Source organism: Caldisericota bacterium (genome assembly GCA_034717215.1).
Lineage (GTDB): Bacteria > Caldisericota > Caldisericia > Caldisericales > Caldisericaceae > UBA646.
This window is the reverse complement of sequence record JAYELD010000152.1, coordinates 1-21,771: the sequence shown is the minus strand read 5'-3', so window position 1 is coordinate 21,771 and position 21,771 is coordinate 1. Positions and strand designations below refer to the sequence as shown.

Genomic DNA, 21,771 nt, shown 5'->3' with positions numbered 1-21,771 from the left:
CGATGCTTGTGAGAGCTTTGGCTCTTTCCATTATTGATGCAGAAAATCCGTTTATTGATCTAAGTTCGTCTTATTTTGGATACAGGGAAATTATCACTGCTTTTTACAGTGGCATAATTGTTGGTTCTAGCGAAAACGGAAAGATTTATTTTAAGCCGTTAGGTGTATTAACCAGAGGAGATGCAGCTATTCTAATGGGAAAGGCCATTGAGGCAAAGGAATAGTTAAGACCAGTGATGTATAAATTGAAAATTACTTTATTTGCTGTATAATACAATATTGATATATAAATGCTTTTGGGAAATAACGACTATCCTGGTTGTGATGTTACGATAGTATGATAACGCATGGAGTTTGTTTTGTAAGAGATTAGTATTGCTAAAAATTTAGAAGGGGGTGAGTGAGCATGATAGGACTTATTACATTTTTACTTTATTTTGTGTTTTTTATTCCGATTATAATTAGAGGAGTAAAAGCACATGGTGAACCGTTGCAGATTAGCGAGGTTAAAAAACCTTTAATTATTGCCGGTAGTGGCATAGTAATTGTTTCTATATTCCTCGCACTCATTGATTTTGATGTTGCATTTATGTGGTTCAAAAGCTTAAATTTTCTCCCGGCGTTTCTTACAAGAATATCCTGGCAGATTATTCTTTATATTGTTGGTTTCTTTTTTTCTTGGGGTATATTTTCTCTATTTTTTTATATCCCAAAGCGAAGAGAAGAGTTGGAAGCTGGAGAAAAAATCGTAAAATATTCTAAAATTCTCATTCCGATTATTCTTGCTTTTTTTTCGGCAGGGACGCTTTCTTCTCACTTTATGACTATCTTAATGTATTTTAATCGTTATACGTCTGCTGTAAGCGATCCTATCTTTAATAAATCAGTTTCTTTTTATATGTTTTCCTATCCATTCTTTTCAACCCTGATTTCTTATCTTATTGGAATTTTTGTGGTAGCATTTATTATAGAGGAAGGAGTTTACTGGTTTTATATCAAAGATAATTTTCATCCGCAATCTGACGCTTCAAAGAGAGCGACCAACCTTTTATCTATTGTGGGCGGTATTTTATTTGTGCTTATAGGCTTAAAGATATATATAAGCATTTATTCGCTTCTTTTATCTTCAAGGGGAGCTGTGTTTGGTATTGGCTATACAGATTACCATATCCGAGTTCCTTTATTTAAACTTTTAGCAGCAATATTTAGTGCGGGTGGAATTTTTCTATTTATTTATGCTATTTTTCCAAGATTTACGCGGAGAGACACGGTAATTAAAGTCCTTGTTATAGGTATTGCTGCGGGGCTTTTGTTGTACGGGATTTTACCATCTTTGTATCAAACTTTGGTGGTTAAACCAAACGAATTGACTAAGGAATTAAGTTACCTTGAGCACAATATCTATGGGACAAGGCAAGGATATGATCTGGATAAAATTGAGTTAAAGACATTTCCAGATATAAAACCTCTCACATTAGATGATGTGCAAACAGAGAAAGTTCTTATAGACAATATTCGATTATGGGATTGGCGTGCCCTAAATGATACGTACCTGCAGATACAGGCTATACGGCTTTATTATACATTTAAAGATGTAGATGTGGATCGTTACTATATTGATGGTGAATACAGAGAAATGATGATATCTGCAAGAGAATTAGACCATGAGCTTTTGCCTGCTAATTCTAAGAGCTGGGTCAATTTGCACCTAAAATATACGCATGGTTATGGGATATGTATGAATACGGTGAATGAATTTACTCCTGATGGTCTGCCGAAACTTCTTATAAAGGATATTCCACCTGTTTCTTCTATTGAAGGAGTTACAGTAGAGCGCCCCGAAATATATTTTGGAGAAACTAACAATGGATATGTATTTGTTAACACAAATACTCCCGAGTTTGATTATCCCAGTGGGGAGGAAAATGCTTATGTCACTTATGAAGGTGACGGAGGTATTCCTATGTCACCTGTCTCTCGTTTTATTTTTGCCATACATTACAACGATGCAAGTATCCTTCTTTCACGTTACCTTAGCAGCGATAGCAAAATTATGATTAATAGAAATATACAGGATAGAGCAAAAAGTATTGCCCCTTTCCTTATGTATGATAGAGATCCTTACATTGTATTGGGTGATGATGGGAAATTGTATTGGATGGGAGATGCCTTTACATATTCTTCATTATATCCTTATTCAGAAATGATTGGTATGAATGGGAAAGGCATTAACTATATGAGAAACAGTGTAAAATATGTTGTTGATCCATATTCGGGAAAAGTGCATTTTTACATTATTGATGACAACGATCCTGTTATTCAGACATATAAAAATATTTTTCCTTCTCTGTTTAAAGATATTTCCGATATGCCTCAATTTTTGGTAAAGCATTTGCGTTATCCTGATGATTTTATACAGTTGCAGGGCGAAGTTTATACCGTATACCATATGAATGATCCTGAGGTATTTTACAATAAAGAAGATAAATGGCAGATTGCAACAGAGAAATATCAGGCTTCAACACAGCAGGTATTACCCTACTTTATGATTTTAGAAAACAGGGATACAGGAAAATATGAATTTGTTTCTAATTACCCATTTACTCCTTCCGGGAAAAATAATCTTATTGCCCTTGCTATTGCCCAGTGTGATCCGGAAAGCTATGGGGAAGTAACGGTTTACCAATTCTCCAAGGAGAAATTATTTTATGGCCCTTTGCAAATTGAGGCGCGAGTAGATCAGAATTCAGAAATGTCAAAGACTCTTACCTTATGGAATCAGCAGGGATCAGAGGTAATCAGAGGGAATATGCTTGCTCTTCCAATAAGAGATTCTATTCTTTATGTAGAACCTGTGTATCTTCAGGCAAGTACAAGTCGATTTCCTCAATTAAAGAAAGTCATTGTTGCTACGCAAACGGAACTTGTATGGGGAGATACTTTTGATGAGGCAATTTCACTTTTGTTTTCTGGATATCAAAAGCCGCCCGAAGAACCGGGGGAGGAAGTAACAACATCTGAACTTATTAACTCTGCCTTTGAACATATTGGGAAATATAAACAGTATATGGGTGAGGGTGAATTTGAGCTTGCAGGCAAGGAGTTGCAAATTGTGGAAGACATTTTAAATCAATTATATCAAGAAAGAGAAAATCCTTAGGAGGGATATATGTTTTTTGTTGCAAATGATGATGAAATTCGGAAAGGTTTAACGACAGATGTTTATTTTATTAGAGCGCAAGAAATACTGAAAAAAAAGAATATAAATAAACATGTTATTGCTGAATTTACTGCGCAAATTTTTCCTTATCCCTGGGCTGTATTTGTAGGGCTTCCAGAGGTGATAGAACTGTTTAAAGATAAGCCGGTAAATGTATGGGCAATGAAAGAAGGAACTATTTTTAGAGCACGCGATGAAGGTGGTGTCCCTGTCCCTACTATGGTAATTGAAGGCGTGTATAAAGATTTTGCTGTTTATGAAACTCCTGCCCTGGGATTAATTTGTGAGTCTTCTGGCATTGCCACAAAGACTGCACGCATTAAAAAAGTTGCACTTGACAAAACAGTTCTTTCGTTTGGAGTTAGGCGTATGCATCCCGCCATTGCTCCTATGATCGATAGATCTGCCTATATTGGTGGATGTGATGGAGTTTCAAGTATACTTGGTGCAAAACTTATTGGTAAAAATCCTTCGGGAACTATTCCTCATGCGCTTGTTATAAATTTAGACGGGGTATCTAATGCGATTATAGCTTTTGATGAATGCATTTCCACAGATGTCAACCGTATTGCGCTTGTGGATACGTTTGGTGACGAAAAATTGGAAACCATTCAAGCTGTAGAAGCAATCGGTCATAAATTGTATGGAGTACGTTTGGACACACCTCGTTCAAGAAGGGGAGTATTTGCCGATATTATAAGAGAGATTAAATGGGAGCTTGCCATAAGAGGATTTAAAGATGTAAAGATTTTTATTTCCGGGGGATTAGATGAAAATACAATACCAGAGCTTTCCGAAGCCGGTGCCGATGGCTTTGGTGTCGGTACCTCCGTTTCCAACGCGCCGACAATAAACTTTGCGATGGATATAGTCGAAATGGACGGAAAACCTGTTGCAAAGAAAGGAAAGTTTAGTGGGAGAAAAAAAGTTTACAGACAGATAAAAGATGGCGAGATGGCATTTAAGGTGGTTCCTTATAATGAGAATAATTTTTGCGCTGACGGATGGGAAGAAATGCTCGCACCTTTAATTAAAAATGGAAAAGTCGTTTATCATGAGCAAAATATAGATGATATACGTGGATATGTATTAGATCAGTTAAAAGAAATTAATAATTTTTAATGGAACTTTTTAATTCAGGAGGAAAAGAATCAATTCCTCCACTTGCTGATAGAATAAGGCCAGATTCTCTTGCTGAATTTGCTGGTCAGGAAGAGCTCGTTAATGAGAATAAACCTCTTTATAAAATGATTGAGAGGAAATCCCTTAGTTCTTTTCTTATTTATGGCCCACCTGGCAGTGGCAAAACGACTATTGCTCTCATTGCATCTAAGGGGTGGAAAAGAACCTTCATCACTGCTACGACAGCGCATATCAAAGATGTTCGATCTATGCTCCTAAGATTCAAAAAAGAGAAAGAATTTTCTAAGGTGCAGCATGTATTAATAATTGATGAGATCCAGCATTTCACAAGAAGAGAGCAAGATGCGTTTCTTAGTCCTGTAGAGCGGGGTGATATTATTCTTATTGCTTTGACAACGGAGAATCCTTCTTTTTATATTAATTCTGCGCTTCTTTCCAGACTTTCTGTTTTTGTATTTAATCGGCTTGCTGAAGATGAAATTCGGCTAGTTGTACAGGGGGCTCTTACAAAAGATGCGATAATGGCGAAGAAAAAATTAACTGAAGAAGCTCTAGATAGAATTACGGTACTAGCGGATGGAGATGCTAGGAGGGCATTAAACATTCTTGAGTCCATTGTGGTAAATAGTGAAAAAAATACGGTTGATTTAAGCGATGTGGAAAACTTTTTAACAAATCCTCTTTATTATGGTAAAGAACACCATTACGATCTTGTCTCGGCATTTATTAAGAGCATGAGAGGGAGCAACTTAGACGCAGCACTTTATTATTTTTATAGAATGATTGATTCGGGTGAAGATCCTCGTTATATAGCAAGGAGAATGATACGGTTTGCTGCTGAGGATATTGGCTTGAAGGACCCGAACGCTCTTGTTATCGCAAATGCAACACGAGATGCTTTTCAAAACATTGGACCGCCTGAAGGTTATCTTGTACTTGCAGAAGCAGTTGTTTATCTTGCAAAGGCTGATAAGTGTAATGAACTTTATCTTGCAGAAAATGAAGTCCTAAAAACTATTAAGGAAACTGGCAATCTTGAAGTCCCCAAGAAATTGAGGAATCCTGTAACTTCTTTAATGAAAAAATGGGGTTATGGCAAAGGATACAAGTATCCTCATAATTACGAAGGGCATAAGGTAGAAAATGAGAATTACTTGCCTGAACGCATTAAAGGAAAAAAATTTTACAAAGAAGATTAGATTTATTACGTATTGTTGCAGCAAAATAGTGTGTAAATTTTAGAAGTACAATGATTTTGTGCAAAAAACTATTGCAAAATGTTTTTATTTAATTATAATACTGTTACCTGCGTTTAAAACGTAGAGATTTTTTAGGAGGTTTACGAGTGAAAAGAATTACAGGATCAGTAAAATGGTTTAATGCCCAGAAAGGGTATGGTTTTCTAGTATGTGATGACGATGGAAAAGAGATTTTTGTACACTTTTCTGCAATTTCAGGTGATGGTTACAAGACGCTTAAAGAAGGCGATAAAGTAGAGTTTGAAGCTGTTGATAGCGACAAAGGTCTTCAAGCACATGACGTTATAGTTATTGAATAATTTCATCTAAAAAAAGAAAACGCAAATTCCCGACGAAAGCCGGGAATTTTTATTTTAAAGTTTTTCATGTACAATATGCAATATGAAAAAGGCACTAATTGTAACAGAGAAACCTTCAGTAGCACATGATATTGCTAAAGTTTTAGGAGGGTTTTCTAACAAAAAAGATTATTTAGAAAGTGAGCAATTTGTTTTAACATGGGCTCTTGGTCACCTTGTGACACTTTTTGAGCCGGAAGATTACGACAAAAAATTAAAATTTTGGCAATTAACTACATTGCCTATTATCCCTGATAAATTTCAATTCAAACCTATAGAAAAAACGAAAAGTAGACTTTCTTTGATTAAAAAACTCATGAAAAGAAGCGATATTGATGTTATAGTAAATGCGTGTGATGCAGGGCGAGAAGGAGAACTTATTTTTAGAAACATTTTCCATATCATTTCGCCAGGTAAAAAAACGGTAAAGAGACTCTGGCTTTCTGCCATGACTGAGGAAGAGATTTCAAAAGGTTTTGCGCATTTGCAAAATTCAAAAGAATTTGATTCGTTGGGAACAGCTGCGCTGCTACGGATGGAAAGCGATTGGATTGTAGGAATTAATGCGACAAGAGCTTTTACGAGGAGATGGGGCTCAGGAGAGACTCTTTCGCTTGGTCGCGTGCAAACACCTACATTGAGTATTATTTGTATCAGAGAACAAGCAATAAAAAACTTTAAGAAAGAGCAGTATTTTGAGCTAGAAGGAATATTTGCAGCAAAGAATATCTCATATAAAGGTACCCATATCGATAAAAAAGGCAACACACGAATAAAAACCAAGAAAGAAGCGTCAACTCTATTGGAAAAGGTAAAAGGAAAGGAAGGTAACGTATTAAATATTAAAAGAAGTGAAAAAAAGAAACCGCACCCACTTCTTTATGACCTTACGGAGCTTCAAAGGGATGCTAATAGGCGGTTTGGTTATTCTGCTCAACGAACTTTAAATATTGCTCAAAGGCTTTATGAAAGCAAAAAACTTATTACATATCCGAGAACGGACAGCAGGTATCTACCTAAATCAATGGTTTCTGAAGTGGAGAAGATCATAAAAGGAATTTTTGTTCATCCATATGATAAATTTATTGAGGAAATTCTTTCAAAGCAAATTAAACTTGACTCGAGAGTAGTTAATGATAAAGGCGTAACTGACCATTTTGCAATTATTCCTACTGGCAAAGTGCCTGTATTTTCACAATTGAAAGGAGACGAGCAAAATATATTTGACCTTGTAGCAAGAAGATTTTTGTCCGTGTTCTTTTCTTGCGCTGTTGTTGAAAGGCTTTCTTTCAAAACTATTGTTGAAAAAGAAATGTTTAAAACCGAACTTTCAAGGATTAAAGAACCAGGCTGGAGGATAGTGTACAACGTTCAGGAGAAAAATGTATTAGTAAATGTCAAAGAGGCAATGAAAGTTTTATTGGATAAAATAGATCTTCTTGAAAAAGAAACCCAACCTCCTGCCCGTTATACTGACGCTACCATACTTACTGCTATGGAAACAGCTGGTAAGCTTGTTGAAGATGAAGAGTTAAAGGAAGCTATGAAAGAAAGAGGATTGGGCACCCCCGCTACAAGAGCGAGTATCATAGAACGGCTTATCAGTGTGGGATACGTAGAGCGGTCTGGTAAAAATCTTGTTCCGTTGGATAAAGGAATGAGACTCATTGATCTGGTGATGACGATTAGTGCCGGTGAAATTTTAGACCCGGCGCTTACTGGTGAATGGGAAAAAAAGTTACGAGATATTGAAAAAAGAAAACTTCAGTCAGATGAATTTATGAACGGCATAAAACAACTTATCTCTAGTATTGTAAAAAAGGTAAAAGATTATAAAAGTAACAGCACTGTAGTAATAGGTGATGGCAAGCCTATCGGTAAATGCCAGAAGTGTGGTGCCGATGTAGTAGAAACAGCAAAAGCATTTTCTTGTATTAAGAGAGCAGAAAAAACTTGCGATTTTATTATCTGGAAGAAACTTTTGAACAAGACAATAACAAAAGAGATTGCCGAGAAATTGCTTAAAGGTAAAACGATACATATGACAGGTTTTGTTTCAAAAGCGCGAAAGCGTTTTGATGCGGATATTGCTCTTGTTGACAGTAAAGTTAGCTTCCTTTTCCCTGAAAGGCAAAAGGACGAACTATTAAATTCAACCCCTATCGGTAAATGCCCGAAGTGCGGTGCCGATATATTGGAGGGGAAAGAAACGTATTTTTGTTCTAAAAGGGATGATGGATGTACTTTTTACATTAAAAAAGTACTGGGCAATAAACGAATTACAAAAGATATTGTTGTAAATCTTCTCAATAACAAGACGACAGAACTTCTTACTGATTTTTTGTCAAAAAATGGGAAACCTTTTTCTGCTTTTTTGTATTTTGATAATTATTATAAAGTGCGATTCAAGTTCGAAAATAAAAAGAGACCAAGAAGTAATAGAAAAAGACAATGATAATTGTTGTTACAGGCAATGGAAGTAATTCCGGGAAAACGACATTAATACGGGTTATACTTTCTTTATACCCTGGTATTTTCGATGTAGTAAAGCTTACTCCGTCCGATAAACTCAAAAGTGCTGTTGAGGTTGATGAATCTGAGCTTTTGAAAGACAACAAGGATACAGCATTTTTTATAAGAGAGGGTGCAAGGAAAGTAGTTTGGATTCATGGAAAGGCAAAGGATATAGGTTCTTTGCTAAAATCTTCTCTTACGCAACTTGGAGATAATATAATTATCGAAGGAAACAGTGCCCTTAGGTGTATAAAGCCAAATTTGATATTTTTTGTTGCGAGAGATCGTAGAAGTACGGTCAACAAGAGTGCTGCGTTTGCAGAAAGTATGGCTGATTACATTATTTTAAATAAAACTTCTGGAAATTACAACAGGAACGGCAATATCTTGAATATTTCTCTTCGCAAAGCTTTAGCTGACCCTGGTAAATTTGTTGATGAACTTAGCAAAATTCTACAAAAGTTTAAATAATTTATGTGAGGTTTAATACGAAAATTATTACATTTCTTTTATAATAATATTGCCAATGGTATCTGCTGCCTCCGAGATTCTGTCTGCGGAGTTGCTTACATGTCTGTATATTTCCCTTATTTTAAAGATATAATGAAAATCTGGATTTGCGAATAGTTCAGCTAATGCTTCGCGATATGTTTCCTCTATTTCATTTTCAATGGATTTGGCGGCAATGATATTATTGTTTACGAGTTGTTTGTTTTTGGATAGCTTGCTTACAGCGTAATTAATATGTGTAGTACCTCTTGATAATTTTTCGATCATTTTTTTAAGGTAAAAGTTTGGATAGATATCATATTCTATCATTTCTTTAGCCGTGTTTAATGAATAGTCAAGTATGTCGTCTATTATACTGGATAAAGTAAATATATCTTGCCTATCAAAAGGCGTAATGAAACTTTTGTTAAGTTCATTAATTAATTCTCTTCTTGCCCTATCTCCTTCTTCTTCTACTTTTTTAATCTTAATTTTTAAGTCGTGTCTGAGTACAGCATGATCAGATACTTTTTTATCTATACCCATGAATTTATTAAGAAGGTTTGTTCCTTCTACTGTAAGATCTCCCTGTTTTTTTATCAGGGTATAAAAAGAATCAGATTTTTTAAAAATAGAACTCCATAGTTTCATTTTCTTTTTCATTCTCCTATATATAGTTTAAAACATTTTTTCTAAAATCAAAGTAATAGCATAGGAAAGTAAAATAGAAGCAGGTATTGTAATAATCCAAACGAAAAGAAGATTCTTTACTACATTCCATCTCACAGAATATGGCTTTTCTCCTGTTCCTATGCCTATGAGTCCCATATTTAATGTTTCTGTGCTGCTTATCGGTAGCCCTATCCGTGTGAAGGATAGTACGGTGGCGGATGTAATTAGTTGGGCAAAAAATGTCTGTTTTGGTTTAGATCGCATAATGCGAAAGCCTGCAGTAGTAGCTACATTTTCTCCAAGAAGTAGAGTACCTGCTATAAATATGACCGTCAAAGCAAGGATAATCCATGGGTCCTTAGCGTTAGCTGCTATATTTGTGTGAGTTACATATGCTGCCATATATATTAAGCTCAGTGTTTTTTCTGCATCATTTGCTCCATAGCCCATAACGAGTAACACGGATGTAAAAACTTGCAGTATTTTAAAATACATAGATGTTCTTGGGGCGGCTTTATATAATAATAAGTTTATTAATTTTATCAAAAGAAATCCTGCAACAAAGCTTATTAGTATAGATATTATTAATGCTCCGAATATTTTATACACTTCGGGCCTATTTATTTTATCTGCAAATTTTGTTGCTATTCCTCCGCCTATAAGTGCGCCAACAAATGCATAGGATATGCTTACCGGATATTTTATTTTTTGTGCTATGATGACCCATATAATTGTAGAAATTAGAGTGCCGTAAAGTAATTGCATATTCATATATTCTAAAGGAAGTATTTTTGTTCCTAATGTTTTTACTATTGCTGTGCCAAAAATGAATGGTGCAAGAAACATACCTATAAAAAGTATTACTACAGCAAATATCGGATGAATAAAATTAGAGGACACAATGGACCCTAAAAGTGTTCCTCCATCGTTTGCACCCATAATAAGCTGAAAAATTAGAGCAAAACCAATAAAAACTAAAAAATTTATATTTATCGTATGTGCCATAGCTACAATATTAGCATATTTTTAATTTTATGTAAATATTTTTAAAATTACCTTATTAAATTTTTCAGTTATTGGGTTGAATTCAGTTTCATTTTATTTATAATATTTTTTGTTCAGTTGACAAAATTTTACTAATTGCCTATAATAGAAATATATTTTGAAAGGAGACAGGAATGACTGAGGAAGTTGTTCTACAGCGAAGAAAACGCCTAAGGACTATTAAAGAGTTCCTGACTGGATACCTGTTTATTTCGCCTGCTGTACTTGTTCTTTCAATCTTTGTAATTTTCCCCTCAATATTTGTCTTTTATATTAGTACTTTGGATTGGAATATGATTGGGCCAAAGCACTTTATCGGGTTAACTAATTTTATAAACCTTCTTTTCAAATCTCCCTATGCTTCTGAATTTTGGGGTTCTGTTCTCGTTACTGCGAAATATGTTGCCTTGAGTGTGCCTTTACAGATAAGTATTTCGCTCATTTTAGCTTTACTGCTTATGCGTCCCATTAAATTCCGAGGTTTTTTTAGGCTTGGTATTTTTATTTCTTATGTGACACCGTTAGTTGCAACATCTATTGTGTGGAGGTGGATGTTCCACCCTGGTTATGGGTTTTTAAACTCTTTTTTGCGATTGTTGCATTTCCCAACATCTATGTGGCTGTTAGGTTCTCCATCGGCTCTTATTTCACTTGTTATATACACTACCTGGCATGCAATTGGGTTTTCTACAATTCTTTTTATGGCTGGACTTACAGGAGTGCCGACAGAACTGCAAGAAGCAGCTCGTATTGATGGAGCAAACGCAAATGGAGTTTTTTGGCATATTACCTGGCCTATGCTTTCCCCGACAACCTTCTTTGTTCTTATTATTTCTATGATAGGAGCTTTTAAGATGTTTACTCCTGTTTTTGTTTTAACACGTGGTGGACCCTATTACACGACTGCTACAACCGGTTATTACTTATATGTTAAAGCTTTTGAAGATTGGGCAGCAGGATATGCAAGCGCAGTGGCTGTGATGTTATTTATATTTATATTTGCACTTACGTTGCTTAATATCAAATTTACAGGGAGAAAAGTTTTCTATGCAGGAGAATAATCTCAAGGAGAAGAAAATGAAGTGGCTTAAGAACGTTAAATTATCTAACGTTCTTACATATGCTCTTCTGACTATTGTTTTGGTGTTTACCGTTTTTCCATTTTATTGGATGGTTGCTTCTTCATTGAATAGACCAGAAACATTGTTTGCTTTTCCACCGAAACTTATACCTGATTTCTATTTTAAAAATTACATAGACATGTGGCATAATCCTCCCGGTGGGATATCCTGGTTGCGATATATTGGGAATACTGTTTTTATTGCCGGAACTACAACAATACTTTCTGTTTTCAATTCTTCTCTTGCTGGTTTTGCATTTGCAAAACTTAAATTTCCTCTTCGTAATAAAATTTTTATTTTATTACTTGGCCTTCTAATGATTCCAGGCGAAATGCTTCTTATTCCCAATTATGTGGTTTTGAAAAATTTGAACTGGCTCAATACGTATCAAGCAATGATTATACCCTGGTGTGCTAGTGTATTCGGCATATTTCTTACAAGGCAATTTTTTAAAACAATTCCCAACGAACTATGGGAAGCGGCACAGGTAGACGGCTGCTCTATTAGCAGATATTTCTTTTCCGTTGCAATACCCCTTGCGAAACCCACGCTTTTAACACTTGCTCTGTTTGTATTTTTAGGCAGCTGGAATGCATTTCTCTGGCCATTAATTGTTGCAACGGATTATGCGATTATGCCGCTTGAAGTTGCCTTAAATTCTTTTCTTAGCTCAGAGGGTACTGAATGGGGATTGTTGACTGCTGCCTCTACTATGGCAACGGCTCCAATATTAATTCTCTTTCTCATTTTCCAGAGGCAGTTTATAGAGGGTATAGCGCGAGGTGCAGTAAAAGGTTAGTTGTACTTGTTTTAAAATAAAAAGGAGGTGTTGTATGAAAAAGATTATTGCACTTGTAGTTGTAATTTTTCTTGTTGGTACAATTTTAGTACCTATGGCAAGAATCAATGCGGAAGATGTGACGGCTGTTAAGATTTACATTGATAAGTCTACGGCCTATGTGAATGGTAAGGCAACGACTTTGGATCAGCCGCCTGTTATTATGAACAATAGGACGATGGTGCCTATTCGTTTTGTGACTGAAGCAATGGGAGCTACAGTAGGTTGGTCTAACGAAGAGAGAAAAGTTACCATTACGTTGGGGGAAAACATCGCTATATTAAAAATTGACGATGTAAAAGCTCAAGCTAATGGTTACGATGTGTACCTTGATTCTGCACCGACTATTATTGTAAAAACATCAAGAACTGTGGTACCTGTAAGATTTATTGCTGAAACATTGGGGATGGAAGTAACATGGAGCGGAACAGAGAGATCTGTCTTGATTAAGCATTCTCCCGATTGGCAGCCAGTGGAAGTTAGTTTCTGGCATGCGATGAACTATACACAAGGTGAGGTTCTTGACAATTTGATTAAAGAGTATAATGCTACTCACCCAAGGACAGAGATACAGGGTACACCGTTTTCAAGCTACAATCCGTTGCAGCAGAAAACCATCGCAGCTATTGCCGGAGGAAACCCGCCTGTTCTTACACAAGCTTATGAAAACTGGGTAGCGGAATATATTACAGGTGGCTACCTTACTCCGATAGAAAAATTTGTTAATGGCGCAAACGGATTATTGAAAAGTGATAGGGAAGATTTCTTTGAAAATATGTGGGCAAATGGGTATCTTCCTGATGGCAAAATGTGGATGCTTCCCTTTAATAAGAGCAACATTGTAATGTATTACAATGTTGATATGTTGGAAGAAAATGGTATTGCCGTTCCAAAGACCTGGGATGAGTTTGAAGAGGCATGCAAATTGCTTACCAAAGAAGATGGCAGCCAATGGGGAGCTTCTTATTCTCCTTCAGTAGATCTATGGTATGCACGTGTATACGAATATGGTGGAGAGGTCCTTTCAAAAGACAATAGAAAGGTTTTGTTTGACAAAACGTCGGGAGCACTCGATGCAACGGTGTCAATGAACGACATGGTGCAAAATGGGTATGTTCATATTACCTCAGGGTACGACTATCAAAGTGATTATGGTAATCAGAAATGTGCATTTACTTTTGCAAGTGTTGCCAGTTACTATTATATGAATAAAGCTGTAGGCGGCAGATTCCAATTTGCCGAGGCACCTTTGCCAGCAGGTCCTGCAGGACAACACTCTGTTATGTATGGTACAAATGTTGTTATATTTGGCTCGACTTCCTCTCAAGCTCAACAGGATGGTGCCTGGGACTTTGTAAAGTGGTTTACTTCTCCGAGAAAGACTGCACAATGGGCAATGGGGACTGGTTACTTACCTGTTAGAAAATCTGCGCTTGAGCTTCCGGAGATGAAAGAATTCCTTGAGGAGCATCCGGAAGTACATGCTGGTTATGACCAACTTGCAAACTGTGTTTTGCAACCTCCAATTTCTGCATGGAATAACTCAAGGAGAGATGTAAATGCAGCACTTCAGAAAATTTACCTCGGTAAAATTTCTCCGGAAGATGGCCTTAAAGAACTTGCTGCTAAGCTTAGAGCAAATATAGGCGAAAGATAATAGTATTTATATTAGAAGTGTAAATTTTAAGCCCCCGCAAAAGCGGGGGCTTTTGTATTAGTAAAAGTGGTCAAAAACGGTTAATTTTGTGCCAGGCACCGTTTTAACCGTTTTTGAGTTTAGAGAAAACTCTTGACAAGTAGCGAATATTTTGTATAACTGTATATAAATAAGGGCGGTTAGTTCAGAGGTAGAACGCTTCGTTGACACCGAAGAGGTCAGTGGTTCGATTCCACTATCGCCCACCATTTGTTTTTACAGGAGGGCTAATGTCAGAAAATATTGAGGTTAAAGTATATGATCAGAAACTGCTTCTTGATAAAGGAGTTTCTGTGAAAGATATTTTTGCTCAAATGAACTTGTTAAATAAAAATGTTATTGCCGCAAAAACCAACAGTGGTACAAAATTAGATCTTTCGACAAATATTATCGATAATACAGAGCTTGAACCTGTGACGATTGATTCAAAGGACGGCGAGGAAGTGCTTCGCCATAGTGTTGCACATATCCTCGCCCAGGCAGTCATGCATCTTTTTCCCGGAGTTTATTTTGCAATAGGGCCTGCCATTGAAAATGGGTTCTATTATGATTTTGATCTTGACCATTCTTTTGTCCCCGAAGATCTCGTCAGCATATCAGAAGAGATGAATAAGATTGTAGAAGCTGATTATGTTTTTGAAAAAAAAGAAACAACTAAAGAAAAAGCAATTAAATATTTTAAAGAGCGAGGAGAAATTTATAAAGTAGAATTATTGGAGGAGCTACCTGGGGATACCGTTACTCTTTATACTCAAGGTGATTTTACGGATCTTTGCAGAGGCCCGCATCTCCCGTCAACAGGGTATGCGAAGTATTTTAAACTTCTTTCCGTTGCAGGTGCTTATTGGCGGGGTAGCGAAAAGAACAAAATGCTTCAAAGAATATACGGGACGGCATTTGCTACCAAGAAGGCGTTGAAAGAATACATAAGCTTCCTTGAAGAAGCTAAACAACGAGACCATAGAAAATTAGGAAAAGAACTTGACCTGTTTAGCATTAATGAAAATGTTGGCCCTGGACTTATTCTTTGGCATCCAAAAGGCGCTATGATACGGAAAATAGTGGAAGATTTTTGGCAAGACGAACATATAAAGAGGGGTTACGGGTTTGTTCGTTCTCCGCATATTGCAAGGGTAGAAATATGGCAAACATCAGGCCATTGGGATTTTTACAGGGAAAATATGTTTTCTCCAATTGAAGTTGATAAAGGTTCCTATATGATAAAGCCGATGAATTGTCCGTTTCATATTATGATATATAAGACAAAAACAAGAAGTTACAGAGATTTGCCTATTCGTTATGCGGAGCTTGGTACTGTGTACAGGTATGAGAAATCAGGTGTCTTGCACGGGCTTCTTAGGGTAAGGGGATTCACTCAGGATGATGCCCATCTTTTTGTAATGCCGGATCAACTGGAAGATGAAATTATTAATGTGCTTGATTTTACTAAATTTATGATTGAGTCATTTGGATTTACAAAATATAATATTTACCTTTCAACGCGTCCCGAGAAGTATGTGGGGACTCTTGATAAATGGGAGCTTGCAACAGAAGCGTTGAAAAAGGCAGTGGAAAAGCTTGGCCTTGCGTATAAAGTTGATCCAGGGGAAGGTGTGTTCTATGGGCCAAAGATTGACGTAAAGCTTGTTGATGCACTGGGAAGAGAATGGCAAGGACCTACTGTTCAGGTCGATTTTAATTTACCTGAACGATTTGATGTAAGTTATATTGGGCCTGATGGCAAAGAGCATCAGCCTATTGTGTTACATAGAGTTGTTTTGGGCTCTATAGAGCGGTTTTTCGGTACTTTAATTGAGCATTACGCTGGCGCATTTCCTGTTTGGCTTGCTCCTGTTCAGATAAAGATTGTTACTATTTCAGATGCTCACAGTGACTATGCAAAAAAAGTTTACAATGTTTTAGTTGATAGAAAGATTAGGGTCGAATTGGATAACAGGAATGAAAAAATGAATGCAAAGATTCGAGACGCCGAGAAGGAAAAGGTGCCATACATTCTTGTTATTGGCGATAAAGAGGCGAAGAGTGAGTCTGTTTCAGTGAGGAGAAGGAAAAAAGGAAATCTTGGCGCAGTAAAACTTGAAGAGTTTATCGAAAGAATTGAACAAGAGATAAAGGAAAAAACTATTGATTAATTTTTTATATACTATATAATGATTTTGCAAAAGAGTTTATACTCTTACCTTAAACGGCTCGAGGCTTGTGAGAAGGTTTTAACGAAATTAAATTATTATTTTATATGGGCGGTCTCGTGTGCTGCCCATAATTTTTTTGTGGAGGTGATGGGATTAAAGAACGAAATGTAATTGCGAATGAAAGAATTAGATGGAAAGAAGTAAGGCTTATTGATGAAGATGGTAGCCAAATGGGTATTGTAAGTTCACGTGAGGCTTTAGAGATTGCGGAGAAGCGCGGTTATGACCTTATAGCTATTTCTCCTAATGCGAAACCACCTGTATGCAAGCTGGCGGATCTGGGTAAATTTATTTATCAGAAGAATAAGCAGCTGAAAGAAGCGAAGAAAAAACAGACTAAAGTTGAAGTCAAACAGATGCGTTATAGGTTGAAGATAGATAAGCATGACCTTGATACAAAAAATCGAAAAGTTCGAAAGTTTTTAGAAAATGGAAATAGATTGAAGCTTGAGATTTGGTTCAGAGGAAGAGAAATGGCTTATACAGATAAGGGTTTTGTACTTGCACATAAAATTATCGATGCGCTTTCAGATATCGGGTATTTAGTTCATGAGCCAAAACTTGCCGGAAGAAATCTTATATTTTATATGGAACCTACCAAGGAAACTTTGAAGAAAATAAAAGAAAGGAGAGATAAAGATGGCCAAAAAGATGAAGACAACGAAATCGGCAGCGAAAAGGTTTAAAATTACTGGTAGTGGGAAAATAGTGTCTTATGGTGCTGGTCATAGTCACCACCTTGAAAAGAAGGGCATGAAAAGAAAGAAAAGACAGTTGCAAAAAAGAGAGGTTCTTAAAAAAGATTTAAAAAATATTCAACCTTTAGTTCCGTATTTAAAGTGAAAGGAGAGTGATTGGCTATGAGAGTAAAAGCAGGTTCCGTAACCAGGAAGAGACATAAAAAGATTTTAAAATTAGCAGAAGGGTATAGAGGTGCTTCTTCTAAACGATATAGAAGAGCAAATGAGGCTGTTCTTCATGCAATGAAAAATGCATATGTGCACAGAAGAGAAAGAAAAAGAGAGTTTAGAAGCTTATGGATTATAAGGATTAATGCGCTTTCAAGGGAGTACGGCTTGAGCTATAGTAAACTGATGGATGGTTTAAAAAAAGCTGGCGTAGAGATAGATCGAAAGATGCTTGCAGACCTTGCGGTTAACGATCAGGAAGCATTCGAAGTTTTAGTGAATCAAGCTAAAGAAACATTGGAAAAAGCTGTTAAACATTAAATAGTTTAAATAGTTTTGTAGAAAAAAGGAGGAACATATGTTCCTCCTTTTTTAATTTATATACTCAGGTTTCTCTTTTTTATTGCAGTGAGCGTTACAACTGCGATAATTGTATCCAATGCTCCTTTTATAAGGTTAAACGGAAGGTTTACTTTAAATAAGTAGCTTATTAGAGCTGGGCGAGTAATGCCGGGGAGAAACAAGGGGACTGCCCATAAATTTACGGGGATCATTACGAGAGCCATTACTACTGTTCCTGCAGTAAAGCCTAACAACAATCTTTTTAAATTTATTGTTCTCTTAACGATACTGCCTAGCACAATTGCAAAGCTGCCGAGTGCGATAAAATTAACAGTTGACCCAAGCAGTCCACCACTGCCACCACCCGATGCAAGGAATAAAAGATTTTTTATAAATGCAATAGCAACGCCATACCATGGACCGAGATATACCGCACCAATGAGGAGAGGAATGTCACCTAAATCGGTTTTAAGAAATGGAGCTGCAGGAATGAGTGGGAATTCCGTGAAACGCATCAATACAAAGCTTAATGCTGCAAGGATGCCTGCAAGGATAACACTACGAAGTTTAGTTCGTTTCATTTTTTCCTCCTTCCATCCAGACTTTACTGTCGGCTCTGGTTTTTCACCAGATCTGTCCATTAGCGGACTCGTGGGCTTCAGGATTTAATCCTTTTACCACCGATTAGGAATCATCATTTTTTAATGACTCACCTTACCCTGGAGGTTAATTTATATTATATAAAATTGAAAAAAATATGCAAATAGTTATACTGATTATCGTTATGGATGATAGATTAATTTGGGTAGCACTTAATCTTTTGCGGGGGAATAAACATGGTGAAAAGCTAATAACCATTGCTCTTAATCAATATAAAAATGGATCCGGGATAACTGTGCCACTATCTTCAAAAGTTTATAGTGATGCTGAAAAAGAGATTAAAAACGCAGAGAAAGAAGACATCGAAGTACTAACTATTAATTCCCAAAAATATCCCAAAAGACTAGGAGATATCAAAGACCCCCCTATTGTGCTTTATATGAGGGGAGATATTATCGATGACGATGAAAATGCTATTAGTATTGTCGGCTCAAGGAAGTGCAGCTCATATGGGCGAATGATTGCTGAGGCTTTCTCTAATGAAATTGCATCAGCGGGTATAACCGTTGTTAGTGGGCTTGCAGAGGGCATAGATACCCTCTCACACAGGGGCGCGCTTGCAGCTTCTGGGAGAACTATTGCTGTATTGGGCTCGGGGATAGATTGCATTTATCCATCTTCCAATAAAAGCTTAGCTAAAAAGATTATTAAAAGTGGCGCACTGCTCTCAGAATTTCCTCTTGGTACAGCGCCGCATAAGTATAACTTTCCTTTTAGAAATCGAATTATAAGTGGTTTATCGATTGCCACTCTTGTTGTTGAAGCTGCTGAGCACAGCGGGTCTCTTATTACCGCTCGTCTTGCAGCGGAGCAGGGAAGAGATGTGTTTGCTATCCCTGGCGATATCACAAGCGATAAAAGTAGAGGGGCTAATCGACTAATACAGGACGGGGTGGTTCCCGTAACATGCGTTGCGGATATCCTGGAATATATCGGTTATAAAATAGAGATAGACACAAAAAAGAAAAAGAGATTATCCGATGAAGAAAATTTAATTCTTGATGTTTTAAATAATGACGCTAAAACTGTAGAATCTATTGCTTACGAAACAGCTATTTCTCCTAGCAGACTCGCTTCTATCCTTACCCATATGGAAATTAAGCAGCTTATTAAAAGGACAGCTGGGCGATTCAGAAAATCGCTATGAAAATAAATGTTATTGGCGGAGGGCTTGCAGGGAGCGAAGCAGCTTTGCAAATTGCTAAACGAGGCGTAGAAGTTGATCTCTATGAAATGCGTCCCGAAAAATTAACAGAGGCCCATAAAACAGATTTTTTTGCGGAAATTGTCTGTAGCAATTCATTTGGCTCAATGGAACTAAAGAACCCACGAGGATTGTTAAAGGAAGAAGCATTTTCTCTTGGTTCTGTTCTTTTACAGGTGGCTTTGAGAAATAAAGTGCCAGCAGGCAAAGCCCTTGCGGTAGACAGAGAACGGTTTTCAAAGGAAGTTACTTCACTTATTTCTAGTAGCAGGTATATTAATGTTATAAGGAAAGAAGCGAACAAGATACCCGATGGAATTACAGTTATAGCGACAGGGCCGCTTACCTCTGCTTCTTTTCTTAAAACCCTCGGCGAGGCGCTGGAAACTGAAAATCTTTATTTTTATGATGCGATTTCTCCAATTGTGACGGCTGAATCTCTTGATATGAGCAGATTATTTTTTGCCGGACGATATGGCAAAGGTTCTGATTATCTTAATGCTCCTTTGACAAAGGAAGAGTATGAAATTTTTTATAATGCTCTTGTCAATGCAGAGCAACACTTGCCCCATAATTTTGAGCGTGGACATTTTTTTGATGCGTGTTTGCCTGTCGAAGAAATTGCAAAGAGAGGCAAGGATTCATTGCGTTTCGGGCCGCTAAGGCCTGTTGGCTTCGACAAAAAATATTTTGCAGTGGTTCAGCTCAGAAAAGAAAACATTGAAGGGAGTCTTTATGAACTTGTAGGCTTTCAAACATCTCTTCGATATGGAGAGCAAGAGCGTGTATTACGGCTGATACCGGGTTTTCGCAACGCTGAGTTTATACGCTTTGGGTCTATCCATAAAAATGCGTACATAAAAAGTTCGGCACTCCTTAAAGATACTTTACAGCTCAAAAAAAATCCTCTTGTTTTGATAGCAGGGCAGCTGTCAGGCGTTGAAGGATATGTTGAATCTATTGCTACAGGTTTGCTTTCTGGTATCAATGCTATAAGAATTGCCTTAAAGAAAGATCCCATATCTATACCACGGAATACACTTCTCGGTTCTTTAATTCACTTTATCGTGGACAATCCGTTGGACACACCACAGCCAATGAGGGCAAATTTTGGTTTAATTCCGGAAGGATTTCTTAAAATAAATAAATCTGTGCGCCGTGAAAAATTTATCGAAGAAAGCAAGAGGCAGATTGAATCTTTAAAAGATAGCTTATGAAGACAGAAGATAAAGTAAAAAAACTTTATGATCTGTTTTCCCCGTGTTACCTGTGCCCTTTAAATTGCGGCGTGAAACGAAAAGAAGGAGAAACAGGTTCGTGCAGTGCCGGAAACAGATTAAAGATTTCTTCTTACACTATTTACAAAGGCGAAGAGCCCCCTCTTGTTGGCAATGTAGGTGCCGGTGCCATTTTTTTTAGTTATTGTAATTTAAAGTGTGTATATTGCCAGAATTATAATTTTAGCCAGCTTTTTTCTGGCAGAGAAATTTCTATAGGAGACCTTGTAAACATTATGCTGGAATTGCAAAATAAAGGGGCTGCCAATATAAATCTCATCACTGCGACGCATTTTTTCCCGCAGATTGCCGAAGCGCTTTCTATTGCGAAGAGTAAAGGTTTAACACTCCCTATCGTTTATAATACGAGTGGATATGAATCAGTGGAAGTCCTGCAGCTTTTACATGGGTTCATTGATATTTATCTCGCTGACTTCAGATATGGCACAAATGCTTCAGGTGAAAGATATTCCAAAGTACCTAATTATGTTGAGATTACCAAAGCCGCTGTAAAAGAGATGTACAATCAGGTGGGGAATCTCGTAGTGAATGACAACGGTATTGCTAAGAAAGGGCTTATTGTAAGGCATCTTCTTTTTCCTGGCGGTATTGAGGAGTTGCGAGTCGTTGTTGATTTTGTGGTAAACAGTTTATCGAAAGATGTTTATTTTAGTTTAATGAGCCAGTATGTGCCTGTTTACCGCGCGAAAGAGTATCCTGAAATAAACAGAAAAATAACCAGAGAAGAGTTTCTTTTGGCTACAAGAGTTGTACGCGAAGCGGGCATTACAAACGGGTGGATTCAGTACGGATAACTTGTATGGCGAAAAGAG

20 protein-coding genes, 1 tRNA gene and 1 riboswitch are annotated in these 21,771 nt (G+C 36.9%); of the genes, 18 read left to right on the top strand and 3 right to left on the bottom strand.

The features are described 5' to 3' along the window. The 7 genes from U9Q18_06415 to U9Q18_06385 all read left to right on the top strand — a co-directional run. Positions 1 to 224, top strand: a 224-nt coding sequence (locus tag U9Q18_06415; protein ID MEA3313990.1) for an S-layer homology domain-containing protein, incomplete at its 5' end; no start/stop codon positions are given. Between the two features lie 182 nt (positions 225 to 406). After that, entirely contained in the window at positions 407 to 3,160 is a 2,754-nt protein-coding gene (locus U9Q18_06410) for a UPF0182 family protein (GenBank protein ID MEA3313989.1), read from the top strand. 9 nt (positions 3,161 to 3,169) lie between these two features. Next, entirely contained in the window at positions 3,170 to 4,342 is a 1,173-nt protein-coding gene (locus U9Q18_06405; protein MEA3313988.1) for a nicotinate phosphoribosyltransferase, read from the top strand. Further along, positions 4,342 to 5,562, top strand: a complete 1,221-nt coding sequence (locus U9Q18_06400; GenBank protein ID MEA3313987.1) for a replication-associated recombination protein A — start codon at positions 4,342 to 4,344, stop codon at positions 5,560 to 5,562. Before U9Q18_06405 ends, U9Q18_06400 begins: the two co-directional genes overlap by 1 nt. A gap of 146 nt (positions 5,563 to 5,708) precedes the next feature. Beyond that, positions 5,709 to 5,921, top strand: coding sequence for a cold shock domain-containing protein (locus U9Q18_06395; GenBank protein ID MEA3313986.1), 213 nt, complete (start codon positions 5,709 to 5,711; stop codon positions 5,919 to 5,921). Positions 5,922 to 6,003: 82 nt separating this feature from the next. Further along, on the top strand, positions 6,004 to 8,415 hold the full coding sequence (locus U9Q18_06390; GenBank protein MEA3313985.1) for a DNA topoisomerase 3: 2,412 nt from the start codon (positions 6,004 to 6,006) through the stop codon (positions 8,413 to 8,415). Then, a complete protein-coding gene (locus U9Q18_06385) occupies positions 8,412 to 8,945 on the top strand; it encodes a hypothetical protein (protein ID MEA3313984.1) in 534 nt (177 codons plus the stop codon). Before U9Q18_06390 ends, U9Q18_06385 begins: the two co-directional genes overlap by 4 nt. Positions 8,946 to 8,972: 27 nt before the next feature. Here the strand turns inward: U9Q18_06385 and U9Q18_06380 are convergent, their stop codons facing one another. Together U9Q18_06380 and U9Q18_06375 are read right to left on the bottom strand one after the other, a co-directional pair. Beyond that, the gene (locus tag U9Q18_06380) at positions 8,973 to 9,626 is read right to left on the bottom strand and encodes a DUF47 family protein (GenBank protein MEA3313983.1); all 654 of its coding nucleotides are present in this window, start codon (positions 9,624 to 9,626) and stop codon (positions 8,973 to 8,975) included. Between the two features lie 15 nt (positions 9,627 to 9,641). Beyond that, positions 9,642 to 10,640, bottom strand: a complete 999-nt coding sequence (locus tag U9Q18_06375; protein MEA3313982.1) for an inorganic phosphate transporter — start codon at positions 10,638 to 10,640, stop codon at positions 9,642 to 9,644. Positions 10,641 to 10,813: 173 nt separating this feature from the next. Here U9Q18_06375 and U9Q18_06370 point away from each other — a divergent pair, with 173 nt between their 5' ends. The 8 genes from U9Q18_06370 (at position 10,814) to rplT (ending at position 17,776) form a co-directional block, all read left to right on the top strand. Continuing rightward, the gene (locus tag U9Q18_06370; protein ID MEA3313981.1) at positions 10,814 to 11,740 is read left to right on the top strand and encodes a sugar ABC transporter permease; all 927 of its coding nucleotides are present in this window, start codon (positions 10,814 to 10,816) and stop codon (positions 11,738 to 11,740) included. A 16-nt stretch (positions 11,741 to 11,756) separates the two neighbouring features. Then, on the top strand, positions 11,757 to 12,599 hold the full coding sequence (locus U9Q18_06365; protein MEA3313980.1) for a carbohydrate ABC transporter permease: 843 nt from the start codon (positions 11,757 to 11,759) through the stop codon (positions 12,597 to 12,599). A gap of 34 nt (positions 12,600 to 12,633) precedes the next feature. Beyond that, positions 12,634 to 14,295, top strand: coding sequence for an extracellular solute-binding protein (locus tag U9Q18_06360; protein ID MEA3313979.1), 1,662 nt, complete (start codon positions 12,634 to 12,636; stop codon positions 14,293 to 14,295). Positions 14,296 to 14,468: 173 nt separating this feature from the next. Next, positions 14,469 to 14,543 (top strand) — tRNA-Val (locus U9Q18_06355). A 21-nt stretch (positions 14,544 to 14,564) separates the two neighbouring features. Next, a complete protein-coding gene (gene thrS, locus U9Q18_06350) occupies positions 14,565 to 16,487 on the top strand; it encodes a threonine--tRNA ligase (GenBank protein MEA3313978.1) in 1,923 nt (640 codons plus the stop codon). A gap of 152 nt (positions 16,488 to 16,639) precedes the next feature. Beyond that, positions 16,640 to 17,233: a translation initiation factor IF-3 gene (gene infC, locus U9Q18_06345; GenBank protein ID MEA3313977.1), complete on the top strand. Its 594-nt coding sequence runs from the start codon at positions 16,640 to 16,642 to the stop codon at positions 17,231 to 17,233. Then, positions 17,199 to 17,390: a 50S ribosomal protein L35 gene (gene rpmI / locus U9Q18_06340; protein MEA3313976.1), complete on the top strand. Its 192-nt coding sequence runs from the start codon at positions 17,199 to 17,201 to the stop codon at positions 17,388 to 17,390. The genes infC and rpmI overlap by 35 nt, the downstream gene beginning before the upstream one ends. A 17-nt stretch (positions 17,391 to 17,407) precedes the next feature. After that, a complete protein-coding gene (gene rplT, locus U9Q18_06335) occupies positions 17,408 to 17,776 on the top strand; it encodes a 50S ribosomal protein L20 (protein ID MEA3313975.1) in 369 nt (122 codons plus the stop codon). A 56-nt stretch (positions 17,777 to 17,832) separates the two neighbouring features. Here rplT and U9Q18_06330 read toward each other — a convergent pair whose 3' ends face one another. Continuing rightward, positions 17,833 to 18,378 carry an ECF transporter S component gene (locus U9Q18_06330; protein ID MEA3313974.1) on the bottom strand — a complete coding sequence of 182 codons (546 nt, stop codon included), beginning with the start codon at positions 18,376 to 18,378 and terminating at the stop codon, positions 17,833 to 17,835. Next, a riboswitch (FMN riboswitch) is annotated at positions 18,379 to 18,528 on the bottom strand. Positions 18,529 to 18,554: 26 nt separating this feature from the next. Between U9Q18_06330 and dprA the strand changes: the two genes are divergently transcribed. The 3 genes from dprA to U9Q18_06315 are packed head-to-tail and all read left to right on the top strand — an operon-like array spanning position 18,555 to position 21,753. Next, positions 18,555 to 19,604, top strand: coding sequence for a DNA-processing protein DprA (dprA, locus tag U9Q18_06325; protein ID MEA3313973.1), 1,050 nt, complete (start codon positions 18,555 to 18,557; stop codon positions 19,602 to 19,604). Then, positions 19,601 to 20,878 (top strand): methylenetetrahydrofolate--tRNA-(uracil(54)-C(5))-methyltransferase (FADH(2)-oxidizing) TrmFO, encoded by a 1,278-nt coding sequence (gene trmFO, locus U9Q18_06320; protein MEA3313972.1) that lies wholly within the window; start codon positions 19,601 to 19,603, stop codon positions 20,876 to 20,878. The genes dprA and trmFO overlap by 4 nt, the downstream gene beginning before the upstream one ends. After that, positions 20,875 to 21,753, top strand: a complete 879-nt coding sequence (locus tag U9Q18_06315) for a radical SAM protein (GenBank protein MEA3313971.1) — start codon at positions 20,875 to 20,877, stop codon at positions 21,751 to 21,753. The genes trmFO and U9Q18_06315 overlap by 4 nt, the downstream gene beginning before the upstream one ends. Positions 21,754 to 21,771: the final 18 nt, after the last annotated feature.

Excerpts from the sequence above, each read along its gene's own strand:
- U9Q18_06410 (MEA3313989.1), top strand. The coding sequence starts at position 407 with ATGATAGGACTTATTACATTTTTACTTTATTTTGTGTTTTTTATTCCG.
- U9Q18_06405 (MEA3313988.1), top strand. The coding sequence starts at position 3,170 with ATGTTTTTTGTTGCAAATGATGATGAAATTCGGAAAGGTTTAACGACA.
- U9Q18_06400 (MEA3313987.1), top strand. The coding sequence starts at position 4,342 with ATGGAACTTTTTAATTCAGGAGGAAAAGAATCAATTCCTCCACTTGCT.
- U9Q18_06390 (MEA3313985.1), top strand. The coding sequence starts at position 6,004 with ATGAAAAAGGCACTAATTGTAACAGAGAAACCTTCAGTAGCACATGAT.
- U9Q18_06385 (MEA3313984.1), top strand. The coding sequence starts at position 8,412 with ATGATAATTGTTGTTACAGGCAATGGAAGTAATTCCGGGAAAACGACA.
- U9Q18_06380 (MEA3313983.1), bottom strand. The coding sequence starts at position 9,626 with ATGAAAAAGAAAATGAAACTATGGAGTTCTATTTTTAAAAAATCTGAT.
- U9Q18_06375 (MEA3313982.1), bottom strand. The coding sequence starts at position 10,640 with ATGGCACATACGATAAATATAAATTTTTTAGTTTTTATTGGTTTTGCT.
- U9Q18_06370 (MEA3313981.1), top strand. The coding sequence starts at position 10,814 with ATGACTGAGGAAGTTGTTCTACAGCGAAGAAAACGCCTAAGGACTATT.
- U9Q18_06365 (MEA3313980.1), top strand. The coding sequence starts at position 11,757 with ATGAAGTGGCTTAAGAACGTTAAATTATCTAACGTTCTTACATATGCT.
- U9Q18_06360 (MEA3313979.1), top strand. The coding sequence starts at position 12,634 with ATGAAAAAGATTATTGCACTTGTAGTTGTAATTTTTCTTGTTGGTACA.
- thrS (MEA3313978.1), top strand. The coding sequence starts at position 14,565 with ATGTCAGAAAATATTGAGGTTAAAGTATATGATCAGAAACTGCTTCTT.
- rpmI (MEA3313976.1), top strand. The coding sequence starts at position 17,199 with ATGAAGACAACGAAATCGGCAGCGAAAAGGTTTAAAATTACTGGTAGT.
- rplT (MEA3313975.1), top strand. The coding sequence starts at position 17,408 with ATGAGAGTAAAAGCAGGTTCCGTAACCAGGAAGAGACATAAAAAGATT.
- U9Q18_06330 (MEA3313974.1), bottom strand. The coding sequence starts at position 18,378 with ATGAAACGAACTAAACTTCGTAGTGTTATCCTTGCAGGCATCCTTGCA.
- dprA (MEA3313973.1), top strand. The coding sequence starts at position 18,555 with ATGCAAATAGTTATACTGATTATCGTTATGGATGATAGATTAATTTGG.
- trmFO (MEA3313972.1), top strand. The coding sequence starts at position 19,601 with ATGAAAATAAATGTTATTGGCGGAGGGCTTGCAGGGAGCGAAGCAGCT.
- U9Q18_06315 (MEA3313971.1), top strand. The coding sequence starts at position 20,875 with ATGAAGACAGAAGATAAAGTAAAAAAACTTTATGATCTGTTTTCCCCG.